Origin of the sequence: Streptomyces sp. NPDC088246, assembly GCF_044741025.1 — a bacterium.
In the GTDB taxonomy this organism is placed as follows: domain Bacteria; phylum Actinomycetota; class Actinomycetes; order Streptomycetales; family Streptomycetaceae; genus Streptomyces.
In genome coordinates this window covers 39431-60699 of sequence record NZ_JBIURV010000035.1, presented here as the reverse complement: position 1 = coordinate 60699, position 21269 = coordinate 39431, and the positions used below count along the sequence as shown (strand labels likewise).

At 69.2% G+C, this 21269-nt stretch carries 17 protein-coding genes and 4 pseudogenes; 10 read left to right on the top strand and 11 right to left on the bottom strand.

Annotation, left to right across the window (positions count from 1 at the left end; genetic code table 11):
- The first annotated feature begins 29 nt into the window (after positions 1–29).
- Together ACIPEK_RS34805 and ACIPEK_RS34800 are read left to right on the top strand one after the other, a co-directional pair.
- A complete protein-coding gene (locus ACIPEK_RS34805) occupies positions 30–1037 on the top strand; it encodes a hypothetical protein (protein WP_383072218.1) in 1008 nt (335 codons plus the stop codon).
- 92 nt (positions 1038–1129) lie between these two features.
- Positions 1130–2659, top strand: coding sequence for an amino acid permease (locus ACIPEK_RS34800; RefSeq protein WP_383072217.1), 1530 nt, complete (start codon positions 1130–1132; stop codon positions 2657–2659).
- A 149-nt stretch (positions 2660–2808) separates the two neighbouring features.
- On the opposite strand, the pseudogene ACIPEK_RS34795 reads toward ACIPEK_RS34800, so the two are convergent.
- Positions 2809–2958: pseudogene (locus ACIPEK_RS34795) on the bottom strand (sulfite exporter TauE/SafE family protein); the annotation flags it as partial.
- Positions 2959–3224: 266 nt separating this feature from the next.
- Here ACIPEK_RS34795 and ACIPEK_RS34790 point away from each other — a divergent pair.
- Complete coding sequence (locus ACIPEK_RS34790; RefSeq protein WP_402004530.1) at positions 3225–6182, top strand: alpha-L-fucosidase; 2958 nt, start codon at positions 3225–3227, stop codon at positions 6180–6182.
- Positions 6183–6205: 23 nt separating this feature from the next.
- On the opposite strand, the gene ACIPEK_RS34785 is transcribed toward ACIPEK_RS34790, so the two are convergent.
- Positions 6206–6895 carry an MFS transporter gene (locus tag ACIPEK_RS34785; RefSeq protein WP_402004561.1) on the bottom strand — a complete coding sequence of 230 codons (690 nt, stop codon included), beginning with the start codon at positions 6893–6895 and terminating at the stop codon, positions 6206–6208.
- 338 nt (positions 6896–7233) lie between these two features.
- Between ACIPEK_RS34785 and ACIPEK_RS34780 the strand changes: the two genes are divergently transcribed.
- The 4 genes and pseudogenes from ACIPEK_RS34780 to ACIPEK_RS34765 all read left to right on the top strand — a co-directional run bounded on the left by ACIPEK_RS34780 (position 7234) and on the right by ACIPEK_RS34765 (position 11966).
- On the top strand, positions 7234–8418 hold the full coding sequence (locus ACIPEK_RS34780; RefSeq protein WP_402004528.1) for a substrate-binding domain-containing protein: 1185 nt from the start codon (positions 7234–7236) through the stop codon (positions 8416–8418).
- Positions 8419–8666: 248 nt separating this feature from the next.
- Positions 8667–8992: pseudogene (locus ACIPEK_RS34775) on the top strand (hypothetical protein); the annotation flags it as partial.
- Positions 8993–9027: 35 nt separating this feature from the next.
- A complete protein-coding gene (locus tag ACIPEK_RS34770) occupies positions 9028–10068 on the top strand; it encodes a hydroxyacid dehydrogenase (RefSeq protein WP_402004525.1) in 1041 nt (346 codons plus the stop codon).
- Positions 10065–11966 carry a DUF2264 domain-containing protein gene (locus tag ACIPEK_RS34765; RefSeq protein WP_402004522.1) on the top strand — a complete coding sequence of 634 codons (1902 nt, stop codon included), beginning with the start codon at positions 10065–10067 and terminating at the stop codon, positions 11964–11966. Before ACIPEK_RS34770 ends, ACIPEK_RS34765 begins: the two co-directional genes overlap by 4 nt.
- Positions 11967–12007: 41 nt before the next feature.
- Here ACIPEK_RS34765 and ACIPEK_RS34760 read toward each other — a convergent pair whose 3' ends face one another.
- The 7 genes and pseudogenes from ACIPEK_RS34760 to ACIPEK_RS34730 form a co-directional block, all read right to left on the bottom strand.
- Positions 12008–12640 carry a lactate utilization protein C gene (locus ACIPEK_RS34760; RefSeq protein ID WP_402004519.1) on the bottom strand — a complete coding sequence of 211 codons (633 nt, stop codon included), beginning with the start codon at positions 12638–12640 and terminating at the stop codon, positions 12008–12010.
- Positions 12637–14196 carry a lactate utilization protein B gene (locus tag ACIPEK_RS34755; RefSeq protein WP_402004517.1) on the bottom strand — a complete coding sequence of 520 codons (1560 nt, stop codon included), beginning with the start codon at positions 14194–14196 and terminating at the stop codon, positions 12637–12639. The genes ACIPEK_RS34760 and ACIPEK_RS34755 overlap by 4 nt, the downstream gene beginning before the upstream one ends.
- A complete protein-coding gene (locus ACIPEK_RS34750) occupies positions 14193–14960 on the bottom strand; it encodes a (Fe-S)-binding protein (RefSeq protein ID WP_402004514.1) in 768 nt (255 codons plus the stop codon). The genes ACIPEK_RS34755 and ACIPEK_RS34750 overlap by 4 nt, the downstream gene beginning before the upstream one ends.
- A gap of 158 nt (positions 14961–15118) precedes the next feature.
- Positions 15119–15853, bottom strand: a complete 735-nt coding sequence (locus ACIPEK_RS34745; protein WP_402004511.1) for a FadR/GntR family transcriptional regulator — start codon at positions 15851–15853, stop codon at positions 15119–15121.
- A 217-nt stretch (positions 15854–16070) separates the two neighbouring features.
- Positions 16071–16397 (bottom strand): annotated as a pseudogene (locus tag ACIPEK_RS34740) (zinc ribbon domain-containing protein); the annotation flags it as partial.
- Between the two features lie 451 nt (positions 16398–16848).
- Positions 16849–17629: pseudogene (locus tag ACIPEK_RS34735) on the bottom strand (crotonase/enoyl-CoA hydratase family protein).
- Complete coding sequence (locus tag ACIPEK_RS34730) at positions 17626–18135, bottom strand: AMP-binding protein (RefSeq protein WP_402004508.1); 510 nt, start codon at positions 18133–18135, stop codon at positions 17626–17628. Before ACIPEK_RS34730 ends, ACIPEK_RS34735 begins: the two are co-directional and overlap by 4 nt.
- A gap of 78 nt (positions 18136–18213) precedes the next feature.
- Here ACIPEK_RS34730 and ACIPEK_RS34725 point away from each other — a divergent pair, with 78 nt between their 5' ends.
- From ACIPEK_RS34725 to ACIPEK_RS34715, 3 genes are all read left to right on the top strand, one after another.
- Positions 18214–18816, top strand: coding sequence for a TetR/AcrR family transcriptional regulator (locus ACIPEK_RS34725; protein ID WP_402004505.1), 603 nt, complete (start codon positions 18214–18216; stop codon positions 18814–18816).
- Between the two features lie 83 nt (positions 18817–18899).
- The gene (locus ACIPEK_RS34720) at positions 18900–19772 is read left to right on the top strand and encodes a DUF2510 domain-containing protein (RefSeq protein ID WP_402004558.1); all 873 of its coding nucleotides are present in this window, start codon (positions 18900–18902) and stop codon (positions 19770–19772) included.
- A 120-nt stretch (positions 19773–19892) separates the two neighbouring features.
- Entirely contained in the window at positions 19893–20219 is a 327-nt protein-coding gene (locus ACIPEK_RS34715; protein ID WP_402004502.1) for a hypothetical protein, read from the top strand.
- 39 nt (positions 20220–20258) lie between these two features.
- On the opposite strand, the gene ACIPEK_RS34710 is transcribed toward ACIPEK_RS34715, so the two are convergent.
- On the bottom strand, positions 20259–20891 hold the full coding sequence (locus ACIPEK_RS34710; protein ID WP_402004500.1) for a class I SAM-dependent methyltransferase: 633 nt from the start codon (positions 20889–20891) through the stop codon (positions 20259–20261).
- 97 nt (positions 20892–20988) lie between these two features.
- The gene (locus ACIPEK_RS34705; RefSeq protein WP_402004497.1) at positions 20989–21147 is read right to left on the bottom strand and encodes a hypothetical protein; all 159 of its coding nucleotides are present in this window, start codon (positions 21145–21147) and stop codon (positions 20989–20991) included.
- Positions 21148–21269: the final 122 nt, after the last annotated feature.

Genomic DNA, 21269 nt, shown 5'->3' with positions numbered 1-21269 from the left:
GTCCCGTCGAACGGGGGCAGGACGAGTCCATGGCCAACAGTGATTTCCGGCCGGTCTATCACCCGGCCGGCCATGACAACGAATTGCGTGTCGCGTTACAGGATTTGCGCACCGGACGCTGGCTTTCCATGCGGAATCTACTGGAGAGTACGCCCGACTGGACCCTGTGGACCCAGCGCACACAGGTACTTGGGGCGATCGCCGCCGGTTCTGATGCGGTGCAGGCCTGGCTGGCCGAGGAGCCCCGAAGTGTCGCCGCGGCCGTGATGCACGCACGGGTCGTCGTGGAACGGGCCGTGCGAGCCCACCGCGAAGGCCATCCCCGTGCACAGGAGCTGTGGCAGGAAGCGTGGGGAGCCTGCCGCACTGCCGCGCACACCTCGCCCGCGGACCCGGTGCCATGGGTGTGCCTGCTGGCCCTGTCCCAGCTCGACGAGCGGCAGCAGTTGGAGGAGCACCGGCTGCATCCGCCGGGACCGATGCTCTTCCCCGGCCCGTGGGGGCTGCTGGCCGAGGCCGACAAGCGCGATCCGTACAACCGCGAGGCCTACCACCGGATGCTCCAGTTCGTGTACGCGCGAAAGGCCGGCGGATCCCTCTCGGAAGCGGTCAACTTCGTGCAGTGGGCGGCCTCTTCCGCACCCGACGGCTCCGCGCTGCATGTGCTGCCGCTGTATGTGCGGGTCGAGCGCTATCGCCGTGAGCACGGTCATGAGAAGGCCCTGGATCTCCACTGGGTCACCGAGGATGCCGAGCGGGACGCGGCCCGGGCCCTGGAGCTCTGGTTCCGTCGCACGGCCCCGATCACCCACTCCCTGCCCGACCTGAACCATCTGGCCCACGCCCTGTGGGGAGCGCTCCAATTCGCTGACGCCGCACCGGTGTTCCAGGAGCTCGGCCCCTATTTCACCTCGGTTCCCTGGGTGTACCGCACCCGTGATCCCAAGGCCCCGGGAGCCGCCGAGGATGTTTTCCTGCGCGCCCGGAGCCGCTGTCTCGCCGTGCCCCGCGACTCCGGACGGGGGCCGCACGGCTGAGCCGTGGCGCCGTGACGCCGCACGGGCCTCCCACTCCGTTTCGAACCGATCCCTTCCGTCCCTTCCCCATCCCGCTCATGGAGGTTTTTCCCATGTCCATATCCACCCCGACCCAGTCGGGTGCGGAGACCACCCCACCCATGGACGAGGAGCAGCGACTGCGTGAACTCGGCTATCAGCCGGTGCTCGCCCGCCGCATGGGCGGTTTCGGCAACTTCGCCATCAGCTTCTCCGTCATCTCGATCCTGTCCGGCTGCATGACCCTGTACGGCTTCGGCATGTCGACCGGCGGCCCGGCGGTGATGCTCTGGGGCTGGGCCGGTGTCGGCCTGTTCGTGCTCTGCGTCGGCATGGCACTCGCCGAGGTGACCAGCGCCTACCCGACCTCGGGGGCGCTGTACTACATGGCCGACCGGCTCGGCGGCCGCAAGTGGGGCTGGTACACCGGGTGGCTGAATCTGCTCGGGCTGCTCGGTGCCATCGCGGGTATCGACTACGGCGCCGCGCTGTTCACCGGTGCGCTGATGAATCTGCAGTGGGGATTCACCCCCACACCGGGCAAGACAATGATCATTTTTGTCTGCATTCTGCTGCTGCACGCCGTGCTGAATCTCTTCGGTGTCCGCCTCGTCAGCGTGCTCAACTCCATCAGTGTGTGGTGGCATCTCGCCGGTGTCGCGGTGATCGTCGCCGTGCTGGCCATCGTGCCCTCGCACCACCAGTCGCCGTCGTTCGTCTTCACCGAGTTCGTCAATGACACCGGCTGGCACAACCCGTTGTACGTGGCGGCGATCGGCCTGCTCCTCGCGCAATACACCTTCTGCGGCTACGACGCCTCCGCCCACCTGTCGGAGGAGACGTCGAACGCCTCGGTGACTGCCGCCAAGGGCATCGTCCGCGCGATCTGGGTCTCCTGGGTCGCCGGTTTCGTACTGCTCGCCGGGCTGACCTTCGCGATCCAGGACTACGCGGGCACCCAGAACAGCGCAACGGGGGTGCCTCCGGCGCAGATCCTCATCGATGCGCTGGGCACCTCCGGGGCCACGGCCATGCTCCTGATCGTGATCGCGGCTCAGTTGTTCTGCGGCAACGCCGAGGTCGCCGCCGCCAGCCGGATGGTGTTCGCGTTCAGCCGTGACAACGCACTGCCGGGCTCGGCGCTGTGGCACAAGGTGAGTTCGCGCACCCAGACACCCGTCAACGCGGTGTGGCTGTCGGTCGTCATCGCCGGAGTGCTCGCGCTGCCGTCGCTGTACTCGGCCACCGCCTACGGTGCGGTGACCGCGATCAATGTCATCGGCATCACGCCCGCCTACGCGATCCCGATCTTCCTGAAGCTGCGCTCCGGCGACCGGTTCGAACGCGGTCCCTGGCACCTGGGGCGCTGGAGCAAGCCGATCGGCTGGATCGCCGTGGTGTGGGTCGCCATCGTGACCGTGCTGTTCCTGCTCCCGCAGTCGTCCCCGGTGACGGTCGACTCGATGAACTACGCGTCGATCGCGCTGGTCGCGGTGCTGGTTCTGGCCACCGTGTGGTGGTTCGTCGCGCGCCGTTCGTACAGCACGCCTTCGGCGTACGGGAACGCTCGTGAGCAGGCGGAGATCGAGGAAGGCATCGTCTGACCCCGCCCCGTCCACGCCTTGTTCTCAGCCCTCCCCGGTCGCAGCGAGCAGCTGTCGGGGAGGGCTGAGGCGCGTGTGCGGTGGTGGTGCCGAACGCTGTGTACGGTCAGCGCAGGGGCAGTTGGAGTCCGCCGAGGACGGTCGCGCCGATCACCAGCTGCTCGAACCGGGAGAAGTACTCCGGTGGACTCGCGGGCCGGGAGCACGGCCGCGAAGACCGCCAGACTGATCGTACTGGCGCCGCTGACGGCCGACTTCGAGAAGCCGACGAGTGCGGATGCCGCGGCGAGCGCGGCCAGTTGTCAGAGTGTGAGGGTGTCCATGTCAGGAACAGATGGTAAGCCCACGTGATTCCGAACCCGCCCCCAAGCGGCCGCCTTTTCACCAAATCATCGGATGAGTTGGTATGACGGCAGAGTGAATCGCCTTCAACCGCTCAACATTTACTGACCAGTTGCGTGCCTGAAACCTTGACCGCAATAAGCGGCATTGCAAGCATCGGATGTCTCGGTAGGCAGCCCCATCGCCTCCGACCACACCGGCCCCCAGCGAGAGAGCGACGGCCATGGCATTCGGACCGCAGAGCCGCACCCGGCCTCCACACACACCATCCGTCTGGGCGAGATGGCGACTCTTCTGCGTCGCCGTGGCCCTCGCGGTGACGACGGGCCTCATCGGCGCACCCACTGCCACCGCCGAGGTCGAACATCCGCGGCAGCAGTGGATGCGGGACTCCACGGCCGGCCTGTTCCTGCACTGGGGCATGTTCACCGCGCCCCGCCATGCCGACTGCAAGGCGTGGGAGCGCGACGTCACCGACGGCGGCTGGACGCCCGACTACTGGGTCGACGAGGCACGCAAGCTCGGCGCCTCCTACATCGTCCTGGCGACCTTCCACAGCAGGCTCGGTTACGCACGCCCCTGGCCCTCGAAGATCCCGGGAAGCTGCTCCACGGAGCGGGATTTCCTCGGCGAGCTGGTGAGGGCGGGCAAGGCGAAGGGCATCAGGATCATGCTGTACATGACCGACGACCCTCAGTGGCACAACGAGGTGCCGGGTGTGCAGACGCTCGACTCGGACGCCTACTCCGCGTACAAGGGCGAGAAGGTCGATCTGACGACGCGGGAGGGTTTCGGCCGGTTCAGCTACGACCAGTTCTTCGAGGTGATGGACAACTACCCGGACCTGGCCGGGTTCTGGATCGACAACGACAACGAGTACTGGGAGAAGCACCAGCTCTACGAGCAGATTCGGGCGAAGCGGCCGTCCTGGTTGTTGACCAACAACAACGAGGACACGCCGATCATGGACACGGTCAGCAATGAGCAGAAGACCGGGATGACACCGTCGTACGACTATCCGTCGGCCGCGTTCACACCGATGCCGCGCATCTCCGAGGGCGACTACAAGCTGCCGACCAGCGGCGACTGGTGGTATGACGGCCAGGACCACCCGGTGGATTTCCGGCTCAGCACCGGCCGCTACATCACCAACGCGGGATCGTCCATGAAGTCCCTGATGGCCGAGACGGCGATGGTGAACGGCACCTTCCCGCCGAGCCAGCAGAAGTACAACGACTTCATGGCCCGATGGACCGCGCCGATCCGGTCGTCGCTGCTGGGCACCGAGGGCGGCGGCTATATGTACGGCGGCATGCAGCCCGGCTTCTGGAACGACGGCGCGCATGGCGTCATCACCGTCGGTCCCGGTGCCGAAACCCATTACGTGCACGTGTTGACCCGGCCCAGGACCGACATGGTCCGGCTGCGCGACAACGGCTACCGGGCCATGGAGGTGACCGATGTACGGACCGGCAGGGCCATGGACTTCAGCCAGTCCGGCGGCTACCTGACAATCCTCGGCATCCATGACTGGGACCCGTACGACACGGTGTTCAAGGTCGACACGTCCGGTCGGCAGGAGTCCTACTATCCGCAGAAGTCCCTGCGGGCCACCGCCTCGTCCTCGCTCGCCGGACACCCTGCCGGAGACCTCGTCGACGGGGACTTCCAGAACTACTGGGACAGTGACACACGGCTTCCCGTGTCCGTGACGATCGATCTCGGAGGCCGCCGGAAGGCGACGTCTCTTGCGGTGAATCAGCGTGAGTGGTCGCCGACCCACGCACGCTCGACGTTCGGCAGGCCGGAGGACTCCGCGCGGATCAAGGACTTCAGGGTCTTTGCGAGCGACGACGGCGAGCACTGGAGGACCGTCCGTTCCGGCGCTCTGCCGAGCGCCCGTGGCGTGCAGTTCATCGACATCGGAGACCAGAAGGCCCGCTATCTCAAGCTGGATGTGCTGAACACCTGGGCCGGTCCGCAGGCCCCGGACTTCCTCGGCAGGCTCAGGATCGACGAGATCAAGGTGGCATACGGATCACCTGTGTCGGGCTCGGCCCGGATGCCGCTGGAGGCCGAGTCGCGGCGCAACGACCGGCACGGTGGCGTACGGGCGTCCGCGTGCGGGGCCTGCTCGGGCTCGTCCCGGCTCGCCGGGTTCGGCGGCGGAGTCCGTAACTCCGTCACGTTCCCCGGTGTCACGGTCGCCGAATCCGGTGCCTACCGGCTCCAGCTCGACCACACGGCAGGGTCGGCAGCCTCCCTTTCGGTACGGATCAACGGTGGGGCGGCGATCGGGGTACCGGTGGCCGCGGGCAATCCGGATGTACCGGGATCCACGGCGCTCTCCGTACCCCTGCGCGCCGGAGCCAACACGGTCGAGGTGTTCAGCGAGGCACCCAAGGGTCCCGGCCTCGACCGGATCGCGGTCGGACCGCTGCCGCCTGCGTCGTACGTGCCCAGGACGACGATGACGGTCGAGCCGCACGGGCTGCAATGGGTCGGCCCCGGGCAGCAGTCCGTCGAGGTGACGGCGAAGCTGAGACTCGACGCCGACGACGCGCTCGACGGCGTCGAGCTCGCCCCGAAGGCGCCCACGGGCTGGTCCGTCGAGGGCGGCCCGGCAGCGGCGACATCGATGCGGCTGGGTCAGACGCTGGAGGCGAGCTGGACACTCACCTCGCCGCCCGGAGCGGATGTCACCTCGACCACCATGCCGGTCACCGCGCGCTTCCTGACGCTCGGCACGCCGCACGAGGTGTCACAGAGCGTCGGCGTCCGGCCGCGCCCGGGGGACCGGGTGTTCATGCGCGAGGCCGAGGACTCCAGGAACGCGCTCGGCAGTGCGGGACTCACCGGCTGTTCGCCCTGCTCCGGAGGTGAGAAGGTGCGCAACATCGGCAAAAGCGCCACCGCCGACGTCACGTTCGAGGATGTCACCGTGGACAGCGCGGGACCGTACACACTCTTCCTCGACTACACGGTGAACGGGGACCGTTCGTTCCTCGTGAGTGTCAATGGCGGTGCGCCGGTCGAGGCGGCGGTGAGCGGCATCGGGAACAGCACTCCCGAGACGACGTCCGTTCCGGTGACACTCGATGCGGGCGGCAACACTGTCAGGATCTACAACGATGAGGCGTCCGCACCCGACCTCGACCGGGTGTCGCTGGGACGGCCGTAGCCGTCGTCGGCGTGGCAGTGGAGTCAGGGGCCGTTTTGCAGCGGCCCCTGACGTATGCCGGCCCCGTGCCGCATGCCGGGCGTCCGGTTCGGGAGCCAGAGGCAGGCGGCGGCCAGGAGCGCCACCGTCGCCCCGCCTGTGAGCACCGGGATGCTGCCCAGCCAGGAGGCGAGCGCGCCACCGCCGAGTGCGCCGATCGGCACCGTACCGATGAGTGCGGCCTGGAGAACCCCGGCGACCCGGCCCTGGAGCTCGGGCGGGGTGATCAGTTGCTGGGTGGTGGTCATGGAGATGGCCCAGACCGTGGCCGAAAGACCGAAGAGGAACTGGTACGAGAGCAGCGCCGGGAAGCCGAATCCCAGGGAGGCGGCCGGGACCAGGAAGATGGCGAGGGCCGCCACCACCGCGCAGATCCTGGTCGCCGGGGCCAGCCCGATGGTGGCGGCGAACCGGCCGGCCAGCAGCACCCCGAGGACGGTCGCGACGCTGAACGCGGCGTACACCGTTCCCAGCTGCCAGGCGGGAAGAGCGAGCTCGCGGGTGGCGTAGAGCACGAAGAGCGCGTCCACGGCTCCGCTGCCGAGATTGAATCCGGCCCCCGCGAGCACCTGCCGGCGCAGCAGCCTCTCCCCACGCACCACGGCCAGTCCGGCGCGCAGCGCGGCCGTGCGGGAGCCCGCCTCTGGACGGCTGCGCTCGGCCGGGGTGTTCAGCGTGGCGGGGAGGGCGAGGAGCAGCAGCGCCTCGACGCCGTAGCCGGCAGCGTCGGGCGTTTCTCGATCGTCTGCCGTTCGCGGTCCTTCGCCTCTTCCTCGCGAACCACTACTTTCCTGATCTCCATATGCCCCTCCCTTCCGCTGTCGATCTCAAGTTCGTCGACGTTAGGTGCCGTTGTGCAAGGCTCGCAAGAGTGCCTCCTGAGGGCGGTGGGGTGTACGGGACAGTCCACGCGCGCGGACAGCGGAGGGTTGATCGCTATGCTGCGACCCAAGCGCTCACAGGAAGCGCTCAAACGAACAACGCGCGGCAGTACGGCGAGGGGGCCAACAGCATGCGGGAGCCCGTTGATCTCAGGCGGCAGCGAATCCTGTCGGTGGTGGAGTCGCGCGGCGCGGTCAAGGTCAGCGTGCTCGCGGCCGAGCTGGACGTCTCGGTGGTCACGATCCGGCGGGACGTCGAGGAGCTGACCCGGGCCGGGCGGCTTCGGCGCGGGCACGGGGTGGCCCGGCCGGTACGGGAGGCGCAGCCGTCCACCGCGGTCCCGGCGCCGAGGAGCGAGGAGCCCGGCGGGGACGGCGGGGCGGTCGCGCTGGTCGTCCCGGAGCGGCATTCGTACCTGTACGAGACCCTGCACGGTGCCCGGACCGTCCTGGAGGAGTCCGGGATGCGGATCGCCCTGCACATCGCGCCTCAGTCGGACGGCGCCGAACGTCCGCTGGTGGAGCGGGCACTGGCGGACGGGGCGCGCGGGTTGCTGATCGCGCCGCGCTGGCGCAATGCGCGGTCGGAGGAGCTGGACTACGGCTGGCTCGCGGACCTGAGGGTGCCGACCGTGCTGATGGAACGGCGGCCCCGGCCGGGCAGCGCGCTGCACGCCCTGGATTCCGTCTGTTCCGATCACTGGTACGGGACGTATCTCGCCGTGGAGCACCTGGTGTCGCTCGGGCATCGCCGTATCGTGCTGGCGGCCCGCGACGACAGTCCGACGGCGCGCAGTATCCGTGCCGCGTTCACCGAGATCGCCGCGGCCCGCCCGGAGGTGGAGGACTGGTCGGTGGTACTGAGTTCCCCGAAGGCGGTGCCCGGCCCCGGCCCCGACTCACCTGCCGCGGGAGGCACAGCCGCTGTGCAGGCCGCGGCGCCACCCGCCCCCGCGACCGATGACCGCACCGCTCTCGACCTGGCCGCGCTGCTGCGGGAGCGGGGCGCCACGGCGGCGGTGCTGCACGGCGATGTGGACGCGCTGATGCTGGTTCAGCGACTGGCGGAGAGCGGTGTGGAGGTGCCGCGGGACTGCTCGGTGGTGGCGTACGACGATGTGGTCGCGGCCCTCGGCAGCACCCCCCTTACAGCGGTGGCGCCGCCGAAGGCGGAGATCGGGCGGGCCGCCGCCGAACTGCTGCTCCAACGGCTGTCCGGGGCCGTCGGCGCGAGCGGCCCGGTACGCCGGACGGAGCTGCTGCCCACGCTCAAGGTGCGTGGATCCGCGCAGGCGCTCACCCCTCCCATCGAGTGAGCGTTTGACCGCTTTGATTTTCTTCTGAGCGATCTATTGACCACTACCGATCAGCCGATCAGGATTTCCCGTGACCCGAATCAGGAGCCGCGGGAGGCGCACATGCCCGGTCGACAGAGCCGTCGATCCGTGCTTGCCACGATCGCCGCCCTGCCTCCGACAGGCGCGCTCAGCGCCTGCAGCGGCAGCGGCGGATCATCGGGATCGGGTAGCACGAGCAACACCAGCAGCACAGTCGGCTCAGCCGGCAAGAACAAAAGGACCTGTTCGCGATGGACGGCGGACTGTACGGGCGGTACGGCAACAGCCTGCCCTACGCGGTCCTCGGCTCCGCACTCGGCGCGTTGGTGAGCATCGCCTGCGGGTACGCCTTCCCATGGTGATGCTCTGCGACCAGCACCTGTATCCGGTCGGTCCCGGGCTCTGCACCTGGAACAGTTCCGCCACCGTGTCCCCCGAGCACTACCCCGCCGTGATCATGGGTTCGCTGCTCGCGGTCCTGCCGCTGGTCCTCGCCTTCGCCCTGCTCCAGCGGTTCTGGAAGTCGGGGCTCACGGCGGGCGCCGTCAAGTAGCCGCGCCACCACCCCACCCCCGTACCAGGAGAAAGATGCCCAGCACCGCCCACACCTCCCCCGGCACGCGGAGCCGGCCACGCGCCGCCGTCGCCATGAAGCCGGACGCCGCGGCCGCCCTCCTCGACGCAGGCTCCCTGGCCGCGCTCGGCGAGGTGTGCGACCTCGCTCCTCTGCCCGTTCTCGACGACTTCACCACCGACCGGGCCCGCGCCGTACTGGCCGGCGTGGAGGTCCTGGTCACCGGCTGGGGCTGTCCGCCGCTCGACGGGGCGGCCCTGGACGCGGCGCCGCATCTGCGCGCCGTCGTCCACACCGCGGGCACCATCCGCGGACACATCACCGAAGCCTGCTGGGAACGCGGCATCGAGGTGTCGTCGGCGGCCGCCGCCAACGCCCTGCCGGTGGCGGAGTACACCGTCGCAATGATCCTGCTCTCCGGCAAACGGGTCCTGGAACGAGCCCGCGACTACCGGACCGAACGCCGCCGCGACAACTGGCTCGCCACCTCGACGCAGGTCGGGAACTACGGCCGCACCGTAGGCATTCTGTCCGCCTCGCTGATCGGCCGACGCGTCATCGAACTGCTGCGGCCGTACGACCTGCCGGTGCTGCTCCACGATCCGTACGTCTCCGAGGCGGAGGCCGCCGCTCTCGGCGTCCGGCCCGTCGGCCTCGGTGAACTGTTCGCCCGCAGCGACGTGGTGAGCGTCCACGCCCCGCTGCTGCCGGCCACCCGCGGGCTCGTCAGCCGTGAACTGCTCACCTCGATGCGCCCCGACAGCGTGCTCATCAACACCTCGCGGGGCGCCGTCGTCGATCAGGACGCGCTCGTCGACGTCCTGCGGCAGGACCGGATCCGGGCCGTCCTCGACGTCACGGAGCCCGACACCCTGCCCGCCGCACATCCCCTCTGGGAGTGCGACAACGTGACCATCACCCCGCACCTCGCAGGCTCGCAGGGCAACGAGTGGGGGCGACTGGTCGATCTGGCGGTCGGCGAGGCCGGCCGCTGGGCCGCGGGCGACGGATTCGCCCATCCCGTACGACGCGAAAGGCTGGCATTCCTCGCATGACCGCACCCCATCCGGCATCTCCCATCGGACTCCCCACCGATGACAGGGCGTTGAGCCCGCACACCGGCTACACCCGTGCGCACTGGGAGGCAGCGGCGGACGGACTGCTCAAGGCCGCCTGGCAGTGGGCCACTCCGGGCGGCGCGCTGCTGGACCTGCCGGGCCGGCCGTCCGCATCCGGGGTGCGTTCCGACGGTCTGGAGGGGTACGCACGTACGTTCCTCGCCGCCGCCTTCCGGGTGGCGGGCGCGGACGGCAAGGACCCGCACGGCTGGCTCGACCGGTACGCCGACGGGCTCACCGCGGGTACCCGTACGCCCGGCCGGGACGATGCCGAGTCCTGGCCGCTGATCCGCGACCACACCGTCTTCGGCCAGCCGATGGTCGAGTCCGCGTCGGTCGCCATCGGTCTGCGGCTGACCCGGCCGTGGCTCTGGGACCGGCTGGAGTCCGGGGTGCAGGACCGTGCCGAGGAGTGGCTGCGCGGCGCGCTGCGGCACACCCCCGCTCCCAACAACTGGTATCTGTTCCCCTACTCCGTGGCGGCGTTCCTCGACTCCGTGGGCCGTGGCGACGCGGAGACGGCCCGTGCGAAGGAGCGTGCCCTCGACCTGCTGGAGGGCTGGTACCGCGGGCAGGGCTGGTACTCGGACGGCGACGGCCGCGCGTTCGACCACTACAACGGCTGGGCGCTGCACCTCTACCCCGTGCTGGACGCACATCTGTCGGGTGACGCCGAGTCGTCCGCGCACTACGGCGACCGGCTGCGCGAACATCTGGAGGGCTTCTCACTGCTGTTCGGCGGCGACGGTGCGCCGATCCACTTCGGCCGCTCGCTGACGTACCGCTTCGCGGCCGCTTCGTCGGTCGCGCTCGGCGCCGTCACCGGGCACACCCCGCTCACGCCCGGCGCCTCGCGTCGGGTGATCAACGGGTCACTGCGCTACTTCCTGGACCGGGGTGCGACCGGTACGGACGGACTGCTGAGCCTGGGCTGGCACGGCCCGCACGAGGCGACGCTGCAGAACTACTCGGCCCCCGCCTCGCCGTACTGGGCGTCCAAGGCCTTCGTCTCGCTGCTCGCCCCGGACGGTCATCCGCTGTGGACCGCGACCGAGGAGCCCGCGCCGAGCGAGGGCCCCGACCGGGTGCTCGCACTGCCGGCTCCCGGACTGCTCGTCCAGTCCACCCGGGCGGACGGGATCGTACGCCTGCACAACCACGGCAGCGACCATGTGCGCCCGCACGAGGGCGAGTCGGGTGTGCAGGACGATCCGCTGTACAGCCGTCAGTCGTACTCCACGGTGACCGGCCCCACGTCGAAGGCGAACGTGGCGGACAACCACCTGGCCGTGGTCGTCGCCGGGGCGCGCAGCGGTCGCCGTGCCATCCGTCCGCTGGGCGCCGGTGGAGGCGACGGCTGGGGCTGGGCCGCCTCCTGGCACCGCCCGGTGTTCACATCCGGTGCGCCGATGGTGCCGGGTATGCGGGTGGAGAGCGTCACCGTGGTCCGCGGCCGGTACGAGCTGCGGGTGCACCGCGTACTCGGCGCACCGGCAGGGGCCCGGGTGGAGCAGACGGGCTGGGCGACCGGCCGCGACGACGCGGTGACCTCCGCGCTGCACGGTCTGCACGGATGGGAGTCACGGGACGGGATACGGGCCCCGCAGGGCACGGCGTACACGCGCTGGGCGGTGGTGCCCCGGCTGTCCGCGGCTGCTGAGGGCACGGCGGTGCTGGTGTCGCTCGCCTCGCTGACCGCGGAGCCCGACGCGGCGCCGCTCGATGCGGTGGTGAGCGGGGTGAATGTGGACGGGGACACGGTGGAGGTCTGCTGGGCGGAGGATGCGGCGACGACACGTATCGGCTTCGGTCCGCTGACGGTCACGCACGGGTGAACACCGGGTTGCGCGGCGGGACCGCGCAACCCCGCCCTCCCCTACACGTCTGTCCTGATCACCACGGCCAGTGTGCGCGGACCGTGCACGCCCTCCACCCTCTCCAGTTCGATGTCGGACGTGGCCGAAGGACCGCTGATCAGCGTCGTCGGCCGCTCCGGCACCAGCCGGGCCACCGCCTCAGGCACCCCGACCTCGACCGTCGACAGATCGACGACACACACATGCAGATCGGGGACGAGGGACAGCGCCCGCCGCCCCTGGTCGGGTGAGCCGTCCAGAAAGATGGTGCCCGTCTCCGCGCAGCTGACGGCCGAGGCGGTGACGACCCCGTCCAATGAGTCGAGCCGGGGAGCCGGAATGTCGGCGGAGTCCTGCTGGACCTCACCGTCGTACGCGTCGAGCCATGCCGCGTCGAGTCCGGCCGGCACACCGATCCGCTGTGCACCGCGCTCTCGCAGCACCTCGGCGACGACCTGCGCCGTGCGGTCTGCGGTACAGGTGTGCACGTGCGCCCTGTAGTCGACGAGCCGGTCGGTGAAGAGGGCCAGGCGCCCGTCGTCGGGGAGGCTGCGGCCGGTGCGGAAGGCGCGGCGGACGGTGGTGTCCGGGGTCGGGGCGAGGGCCAGGGCGTCCCTGATCCTGCCCATCACCGTTTCGCGAGCGGTCGTCACTTCTCCTCCCCCTTCTTCTGGTTCTTCTGGTTCTTCTGGTTCTTCTCGTGCTCGTCGGCGGCGGCCCGCATCATCGCGGCGCCTTCGGCCGATGCCAGCCAGGAGCGGAAGGTCTGCTTCGGCGGGGCGGCCGTGTCGCGGCTGTCGCTCCAGCCGTTGAACGGCGGCGGCAGATGCGAGATCTTCCCGTCCCGCCCGGCGATGACGCGGCCGATCGCCGCACCCTTCTGCGCGGCGGTGTACAGCCTCGGCCTCTTCATCACTCCGGCCGCGGCCTTCATGGCCAGCTTCTCCGCCGTCGTACCGGACTGCTCGGTGTGCTGATGGCGCAGCTCGACCAGCAGCGACGGAATGTCGATCTTGACCGGGCAGGCGTCGAAGCAGGCACCGCAGAGGCTGGAGGCGTACGGCAAAGAGCTGTTGGGGTCGTCCTTGGCCGCGTGCATCCCGGCGAGCTGCGGCGTGAGGACCGCGCCGATCGGTCCGGGGTACGTCGATCCGTACGCATGACCGCCGGCCCGTTCGTACACCGGGCAGACATTGAGACAGGCCGAGCAGCGGATGCAGTTGAGCGCCTCGCGCCCGATCCGGTCGGCGAGCGCGGCGGTGCGTCCGTTGTCGAGCAGGACCAGATGGAAGTCCTGCGGTCCGTCGCCGGGTGTCACACCGGTCCACATCGAGGTGTACGGGTTCATCCGCTCACCGGTGGAGGAACGCGGCAGCAGCTGCAGGAAGACTTCGAGGTCCTGATAGCGCGGCAGCACCTTCTCGATGCCCATGACGGTGATCAGGGTGTCGGGCAGGGTCAGGCACATGCGGCCGTTGCCCTCGGACTCGACGACACAGAGGGTGCCGGTCTCGGCGATACCGAAGTTGGCGCCGGAGATCGCCACCTTGGTCGTCATGAACTTCTCGCGCAGATAGGTGCGGGCCGCGGCGGCGAGATGCGCGGGTACGTTGTCGAGGCCCGGGTCGACGCCCGGGATCTCCTTGAGGAAGATCTGCCGGATCTCGTCACGGTTGCGGTGGATCGCGGGCACCAGGATGTGCGACGGCTTGTCGTGCGCGAGCTGGACGATCAGTTCGGCCAGGTCCGTCTCGTACGGGGTGATACCGACCGATTCGAGGTGCTCGTTGAGGCCGATCTCCTGGGTGGCCATCGACTTGACCTTGATGACGTCGCCGCTGCCTGTCGCCTTGACCAGCCGGGTGACGATCTCGTTGGCCTCGACTCCGTCGCGCGCCCAGTGGACGGTGCCGCCCCTCTCGGTGACCTTGCGCTCCAGTTGTTCCAGGAGTTCGGGGAGCCGGTTCATGGTGTCGGTCTTGATGGCCGAACCGGCGTCACGCAGCTCTTCCCAGTCGGGGAGTTCACCGGTGACATTCAAGCGTTTGGTGCGGATCGTATGGGTGGCCCTGCCGAGATTGCGGCGCAGTTGTTCATTGCGCAGTTCGTCGTGGGCGGCCTCGGGGAACGTCCGGTCGCCACGCAGATTTCCCGTTCCGTACGGGGAACGGGGCGGGGTCGCGGGCATACCGAGGAAGGTGCTGCTCATCGGGCGGCCTCCGTCGGGACGTACGGCGAGGTGCGGGTGGAGGACAGGATCTGTGCGAGGTGCAGGGTGCGGGTGCCCGAGGCGATACGGGAGAGTCCGCCGCCGATGTGCATCAGACAGGACGAGTCGCCCGCGGTACAGACATCGGCTCCGGTGGTGGCGATGTTGCGCATCTTGTCCTGGAGCATCGCCGTCGACGTCTCGGCGTTCTTGAGGGCGAATGTGCCGCCGAATCCGCAGCAGGAGTCGGATTCGGGGAGCTCGACGAGGTCGATGGAGTCGACGGCGCGGAGCAGCTTCAGCGGCTTCTCGCCGACCCGGAGCATGCGCAGGGAGTGGCAGGTGGGGTGGTACGTCACCCGGTGCGGGAAGTACGCCCCGACCTGGGTCACATCGAGGACGTCGACGAGGAATTCCGACAGCTCGTACGTCTTGGCCTTGACGGTGGCGACACCCGCGCGCAGCGCCGCGTCCCCGTACCGTTCGGCGACGATCTCGTGCTGGTGCCGAACCGAGCCCGCGCACGATCCGGACGGCATGACAACGGCGTCGATCGACGCGTCACTGAACTGCTCGGCGAAATTCCGCACCAGAGGCACGGGTTCGCGCTGGTATCCGGTGTTGACGTGCATCTGGCCGCAGCAGGTCTGCCCCGGCGGGAACACCACGTCATGGCCCAGGCGGGCGAGCAGGACCGCAGTCGATTTCACCGCCTCGGGGAAGAGCGTGTCTCCCAGACAGGTGGCGAAGAGTCCGATGCGCATGGGGTCTCTCCGATCGATTCTCCATTTTATGGTCCGACCATACTAGCCTCGGTCCGGAACGAGAAGGATGCGGCGCGCCCGGAGCGGCAGGGAAATGTAGTCATGCCCCTGACAATTCCTTTATCCAAGACCGGCGCACTCGTCGTCGGTCACCGTTCCTACAGCCGATCGGAGCTCTCGTCGACCAGCGTGCCATGGAGGCTGCGGATGTGCTGCTCGACCAGGTCGGCGGCCTTCGCACCCTTGCCCGCGCGCACCAGCCGCAGGAGTTCGGTGTGCTCCGCGTTGAGTGCGGCAGCCGCGGCCGGCCAGTCCTCGGCCTCCTCCAGGGCTCGCAGGATCAGCGGGCGCACCGACTCGCGTACGGCGGAGGTGAGCGTGGAGGTCAGCTCATTGCCGGAGCTGCGGGCGATGTGCACATGGAACCGGGTATCCAGGTCGTTGAACTCGGGCACCTCGACGTCCGGCTCTCCCATCCGCACGACCAGGGCCTCCGCCTCCTCGAGGTCCTCCTTCGAGGCATGCCGCGCGGCCGCCTCGAAGCTCGACCTCTCCAGCACGACGCGCGCCTCCAGGACGTCATGGAGGCTGTAGCTTCCGAGGGCGAAGTGGAGACGCAGCAGCCGGCCGAGGGCGCCGTCCGGGTTGCGCACGATCCGCGCCCCGGCGTCCGGCCCCCGGCCCGGCTGGGCGACCAGCACACCGATGGTCTCCAGCACCCTCAGCGCCTCACGCAGCGCGGACCGGCTGACCCCGAGAACGGGCGCGAGCTCACGCTCGGGCGGCAGCCGGTCACCGGCCCTGAGCTCACCGGCGAACACCCGCTGCTCGATGCTCTGGAGCACGAGTTCATGCGTACGGGACTGCCGTACGGGTTGCCACTCGACGGGCATCCGTCACCCCCTGCCTCGGCCGGAATCGTCCGGTTGCCGTCGCATCTGCTGTCCGATCTCCAACTATGTCACACATCACGTATGGTCGGACCAAAGGCCGGTCATGCGGGACCCACTGCCGACGGCCGTCGAGACACGTGCGTTCTCAGTATTTGACTGCTCCCCTCCCTTGAAGGAAGGGGATTCCCTCCTTCGAGGCTGAGCGGGGATCTCTGGCTCACGCTGCCTGGCCAGGTCTTCCACGCTCAGCACCAGCCGGGTGCAGACCAGCCCGGACAAGCATCACACCTGCGGAGTTCTTGCCCCTCGGGGATACGGCTCCGCAGGCGGTGCAGGTGCAGGTGCGCTCTCCCAGCGGCAGTGCGTGCTCGGCTCTCGCTCCGCAGCGCGCGCAGTCCATCGTGGAGTACGCAGGGTGGATCAGGTGCACGGACCGTCTGTGCTTGCGGCCCATCTCTATCAGGGCCTGTCTGGTCGCGCCGATGGCGGCGTCAGCAGCCTTGCGGGCCATGGTGGTCCGGCTGAGGAACTTCGGCTCGAAGTCCACCGGGCGCGCTCCGCACCGCCATCAGCAGCCAGGACAGGATCTCCAGGTTGCCGTCCCAACTCGCGCCCTGGACGGCCCGGCCGTCGGTGTTGTGCCAGATACAGCCGTCACAGGGCCGCATCTCGGGTTCGGAGTCGAAGGTACCCGGCTCCTCCCAGCGGCCGCCTGCCCCGTTGGTCTCCTTGGACGGGGTGAGTTCAAAGGCATTGGTGGGGTACAGGTGGGTCGACGTCCGATGAGCGTATGTGCCGATGCACCCGGGCTCCGTCGGTTTTCCGTCACGGTCGGTTTGTTGACCGGCATCAGCATTGCTGACCGGCCGAGGAGCGGAGCCGAGAGCCCGCTCCTGGCCCGGCGACGGATGCCGACGACTCCCCTCTCCTCCTGTCCGGACCGGTCCGCGTGCTGGTCACGCGGACCACCCCGGTCGTGCCGGGCGGCCCGCCATTCAGTCGGCGAAGGACCCGTGGCGGCCCGCCCCGCCCCCGAAGCGGTCGGCACCGGCCTGTGTCTCCCCCGCAGTCAGCGGCACCAGGCCGTGCCGGTACTCCGAGGCCAGGGCGTCCGGCTCGCTCAGACCGTGCTGCTCGCACACCGAGAGCCGGTCGTGGCGCAGACACAGCTGCGGGAACGCGGCGATCTCCCGGGCGAGTTGCTCAGCCGCACGGCGGGCTTCACCCGGTGGGACGATCCGGTTGGCGAGCCCGATGGCGTACGCCTCGGCGGCCGGGACCGGCCGTCCGGTGAGGATCATGTCCATGGCCCGGCTCTCACCGATCAGACGCGGCAGCCGTACGGTCCCGCCGTCCACCAGCGGCACCCCCCAGCGGCGGCAGAACACCCCGAACACCGCATCGTCCTCGGCCACCCGCAGATCGCACCAGACGGCCAGCTCCAGCCCCCCGGCCACCGCATGCCCCGCGACGGCCCGCGATGACGGGCTTGTTAAGGCGCATACGAGTCGGGCCCATCGGCCCGTCGCCCTCGGCTACTACCTTGTTGCCGCGTTCCGTACCGATGCCCTTCAGGTCGGCACCGGCACAGAACGTGCCGCCCTCGCCCCACAGCACCGCGACGGCCGCATCCGGGTCGGCGTCGAACTGACGGAAGGCATCGGCAAGTCGGTCCGCCGTCGGACCGTCAACGGCGTTACGGACCTCGGGCCGGCTGAGGATCACCGTGAACACGGGGCCGTCGCGCTCGATCCGTACCGCAGGATTCTCGCTCATCGTTCGCCCTCCCACAGGGGATCGCGCAGGGCCCGGCGGAGCGCGGCGGGCAGCATCGGGTCGGCGGCGCTCGCCCCGCGCATCGCAACCATCATGTCGAGGTGGTCCGCATGAGTGGACTCGCCGAGGCAGGCGAGCCTCAACCCGGCCACGGACAAGCCCAGTTCGAACGCCCGCTCGGCGAACTCGGGCCCGTACACCAGGAGTGTGACGCCGGTGTCCCGGAGCATACGGGTGTGTTCGGCGGCGGAGAGCCGGCCGTTGAGGGGGACGCGGGCGGCGCCGGCCTTGAGGCAGGCGAAGTCGACGGAGACGGACCACAGACCGTTACCGAGGAGCAGCCCGACCCGGTCGCCCCGCGAGACACCGAGTCCGGCCAGGACATGGACGAGGCGGTCTGCGGCCCCGTCCACCTCCTCATAGGTGAGGGAACGGTCTTCGACATGCACGGCGGTACGTCCTGCGAAACGCGCGGCACCGCGGCGAACCAGGTCTACAGCAAGCATGTGCCGGACCATAGACCCGCCAAATACAGTCCGTCCAGACTGTTTGTTGGTTCATTTTCCGTATCGTAGGCTCGCGCCATGTCCCCCGTCACACCACCCACTCGACGCACCCAGCGGCAGCGAAGGGAGGAGACCCGGCAACGGCTTCTCGACGCCACGATCGACTGCCTGGTGGAGCACGGTTTCGCGGGTACGACCACCCAGCGTGTACAGGAGCGGGCCGGGGTGTCACGGGGCGCGCTGCTGCACCACTTCGCGTCCAAGGCCGACCTGCTGGCGGCGGCGACCCACCATGTCGCCGAGCTGCGCCTCGCACACATCCGCGCCGAGACGGACGGGGGCGCCCTGCATCCGGAGCACGGACTCGCGCTGCTGCGTACCGCGATGTCGGGACCGCACTTTCTCGCGGGCCTGGAGCTGTGGCTCGCAGCCCGCACCGATGCCGGCCTCAAGGCGGCCCTGCTGCCCGCGGAACGGGAGGTGGGCGCCGCTCAGCGCGCCGTGATCTCGGACATCTTCGGGCCAAAGGTCGCGGCGCGCGACGATTTCGCCATGCTCTGCGAATCGCTGCTGGTCCTGCACCGGGGGCTGGCGCTCACCAGCGTGCTGCGCGAGGACCCGGCGTTCGGGGACGAGATGCTGCGGCTGTGGGCGGAGCGCTTCCTCACCCGATTCACGTGATTCACCGTGTTCACCCGGTTCATCTGATCCAATGTATTCATCTGATTCTCACGCAACCGTTCTACGGTGGCCGCGTGACCCAGATGAGCCCGCCCGGTTGGCATCCAGACCCCGGGTATACAGGAATTGGCCCCATTCAGGAACGCTGGTGGGACGGCAACCAGTGGACCGACCATCTCCGCGTGCCGCCCGCCACGATCCGGCGCCGTCGGATGCGTATCGGCATCACCGCAGGTGTGGTGGTGCTCGCCGCCATCGGGGGCGGCCTCTTTCTGCTGTCGGACGATTCCGGCGATTCCAAGGAGAACGCGGCCACTGCCCCGTCCACCGCACCTTCCGGTGCGCCCGGCCGCGGGCCGGGCATGCCCGGAGGCGGCGGTGAGAGCCAGGCACCCGAGCGGCAGGTACCGCAGACCGAGGACGGCTACGCCACGGACCTGGCCAGCGGAATCAGCCTCCCGGTGCCCGACGGCTGGACGGGCAAGTCGGGGATCGCGGGCGCGGGAGTGACCACGGGCGAGTACGCCTGTCCCGGCGACACGTCCCAGGAGTGTGTGCGCGGCGGGGTGTTCTCCATGCCGGCGAATGCCCTGAAGCTCGACACCACAACGGCGAAGGCCACGGCGACGAAGGACATCTCCGCCAACGCGACGGATTCCTACGGCGAGAAGATCTACGGAGGCATCGCCTCGCATCAGGAGCTCAAGTCGGGGCCGGTCACCGTGGCCGGTGAGCAGGGCTATCTGGTGCGCTGGAAAGTGGTGACGAAGAGCGGTGACGACGGGTACGTCCAGTCGCTGGCGTTCCCGTCCCCCCGCTCCAAGGACACACTGATCGTCGTCCGTTCCGGCTTCGACATCAACACCAAGGCGCCGGAGCTCTCCGTCATGGACGACATCACCAAGGGCATCAAGGCAGCATCGGGAACGGGCTCCGGTCCCGGCACGACCGCGTAGGCGCATGGCGGGACGATCCGTCGGCGGGGCGGGCGTCGTACACCGATGAGTACGAAAGGACGACCGGACTGAGTACGCCGTCCGATTCCTCACCGGTCCATCGCTGATCGAATGACACCCATGGCTCCTGACGCACCGCCTCGCCCCCGCATGCAGCACGTCGCCACCGCCGGTACTGCCCTGGCCGTGACCTTGGCCCCGCTGGTGATCGGCGTGCTGCTGGCCAAGACCATGGCGACGGATCCGATGACGCCGGTCAACGCGATGGTCACCAGGGGTGGGCAGCCCGCACCCATCTCGCCTGCGCAGTGGCGCAGATGCGGCAGGCATGCGCTTCGCAGGTGGAAGGGCCCGCTGAACGCCTGCAAGCGGCCGGGCGCTCTTGCGCAGCGGTGCCCCGGGGTACGTCGCCCACGACGGCCCGGGGTGTTTCTGCGCGAGCACTGACATACCGCGGGCCTGTCCTCCGGGCAGGCCCGCGGTATGTCAGGCCCTTCGGCAGTGCAGGAACAACTGGGGCTCGGCCGCCGCTGCTTCGTAGGCCGGGGTGAACAGGCTGCTGTGCTCCCACAGAACCGTGAATCCTGCCCCGGCGACCAGCTCGGTGAATTCGTCGGCGCCGAAGCTGGTCGCCTGCACCTTCTGTCCCATGAAAACGACGCTGACGTCCTCGACGTCCAGCGGCACCGTCGCGACGACCAGGTGGCCTCCGGGGACCAGCAGACGCCCCAGCTTCCCCAGGAGTCGGGACTGCTCGTCGCGGGACATCTGCAGCAACGAGAAGTACACGCAGATGGCATCGAAACTCCCCTCACCCAGGGGAAGTTCACGAATATCGGCACACTCGAAAGACGCACCGGGCACTTGTCGGGCCGCCAGGTCAACCATGACGGGCGAGACATCGACGCCCAGCACATCATGACCGGCGTCGACCAGGGTCTGCGCGGTCGGCCGGCCCGTTCCGCAGCCCACGTCCAGGACCCGGCTGTGCGGTGCGATGTGCTCCAACAGCCGGTTCAGCGAGGCGTGGTGGGTGGCCGAGTCGGCGAACGCCCGCTCGTACTCGGCACCCAGAGCGTCGAACACCTGCGCGGCCGGGAGGCCGTGGACTTCGTCCATCGATGTGGGTCCTTCCGTTGCCCTGGCGGCTTCCCCGGGATCGTTTCATCATTCGCATCGGCATTCAACGCCCAATCCGGGCACGTCACATGGGGGATCAGGGCGCCCGGTGGACGGACGAGAAGAACGGATCGTCCGTCGCTCGCTGCCGGGCCCGCCCGCTCTCCTCCGGGTTGCACACCGGGACCGAGTCCGAGATCCCCCAGCCGCCGGTGGCCAGGCAGGAGGAGCCGACCCGGCCCGATGCGCGGGTCACCGGATACGGCGGCAGGCAGAAAAATCCGGTGAACCGCCGGCACCGGGTTCACTACACTCGCCACCAATCGCACGCTGCAACAACATCGCGGCGCGCACCGTGACGAGTGAGGGGAGACCGGC

Excerpts from the sequence above, each read along its gene's own strand:
- ACIPEK_RS34750 (WP_402004514.1), bottom strand. The coding sequence starts at position 14,960 with ATGCGCATCGGACTCTTCGCCACCTGTCTGGGAGACACGCTCTTCCCC.
- ACIPEK_RS34765 (WP_402004522.1), top strand. The coding sequence starts at position 10,065 with ATGACCGCACCCCATCCGGCATCTCCCATCGGACTCCCCACCGATGAC.
- ACIPEK_RS34715 (WP_402004502.1), top strand. The coding sequence starts at position 19,893 with ATGGCTCCTGACGCACCGCCTCGCCCCCGCATGCAGCACGTCGCCACC.
- ACIPEK_RS34720 (WP_402004558.1), top strand. The coding sequence starts at position 18,900 with ATGAGCCCGCCCGGTTGGCATCCAGACCCCGGGTATACAGGAATTGGC.
- ACIPEK_RS34790 (WP_402004530.1), top strand. The coding sequence starts at position 3,225 with ATGGCATTCGGACCGCAGAGCCGCACCCGGCCTCCACACACACCATCC.
- ACIPEK_RS34755 (WP_402004517.1), bottom strand. The coding sequence starts at position 14,196 with ATGAGCAGCACCTTCCTCGGTATGCCCGCGACCCCGCCCCGTTCCCCG.
- ACIPEK_RS34725 (WP_402004505.1), top strand. The coding sequence starts at position 18,214 with ATGTCCCCCGTCACACCACCCACTCGACGCACCCAGCGGCAGCGAAGG.
- ACIPEK_RS34805 (WP_383072218.1), top strand. The coding sequence starts at position 30 with ATGGCCAACAGTGATTTCCGGCCGGTCTATCACCCGGCCGGCCATGAC.
- ACIPEK_RS34710 (WP_402004500.1), bottom strand. The coding sequence starts at position 20,891 with ATGGACGAAGTCCACGGCCTCCCGGCCGCGCAGGTGTTCGACGCTCTG.
- ACIPEK_RS34730 (WP_402004508.1), bottom strand. The coding sequence starts at position 18,135 with ATGCTTGCTGTAGACCTGGTTCGCCGCGGTGCCGCGCGTTTCGCAGGA.
- ACIPEK_RS34745 (WP_402004511.1), bottom strand. The coding sequence starts at position 15,853 with ATGCCCGTCGAGTGGCAACCCGTACGGCAGTCCCGTACGCATGAACTC.
- ACIPEK_RS34770 (WP_402004525.1), top strand. The coding sequence starts at position 9,028 with ATGCCCAGCACCGCCCACACCTCCCCCGGCACGCGGAGCCGGCCACGC.
- ACIPEK_RS34780 (WP_402004528.1), top strand. The coding sequence starts at position 7,234 with ATGCGGGAGCCCGTTGATCTCAGGCGGCAGCGAATCCTGTCGGTGGTG.
- ACIPEK_RS34800 (WP_383072217.1), top strand. The coding sequence starts at position 1,130 with ATGTCCATATCCACCCCGACCCAGTCGGGTGCGGAGACCACCCCACCC.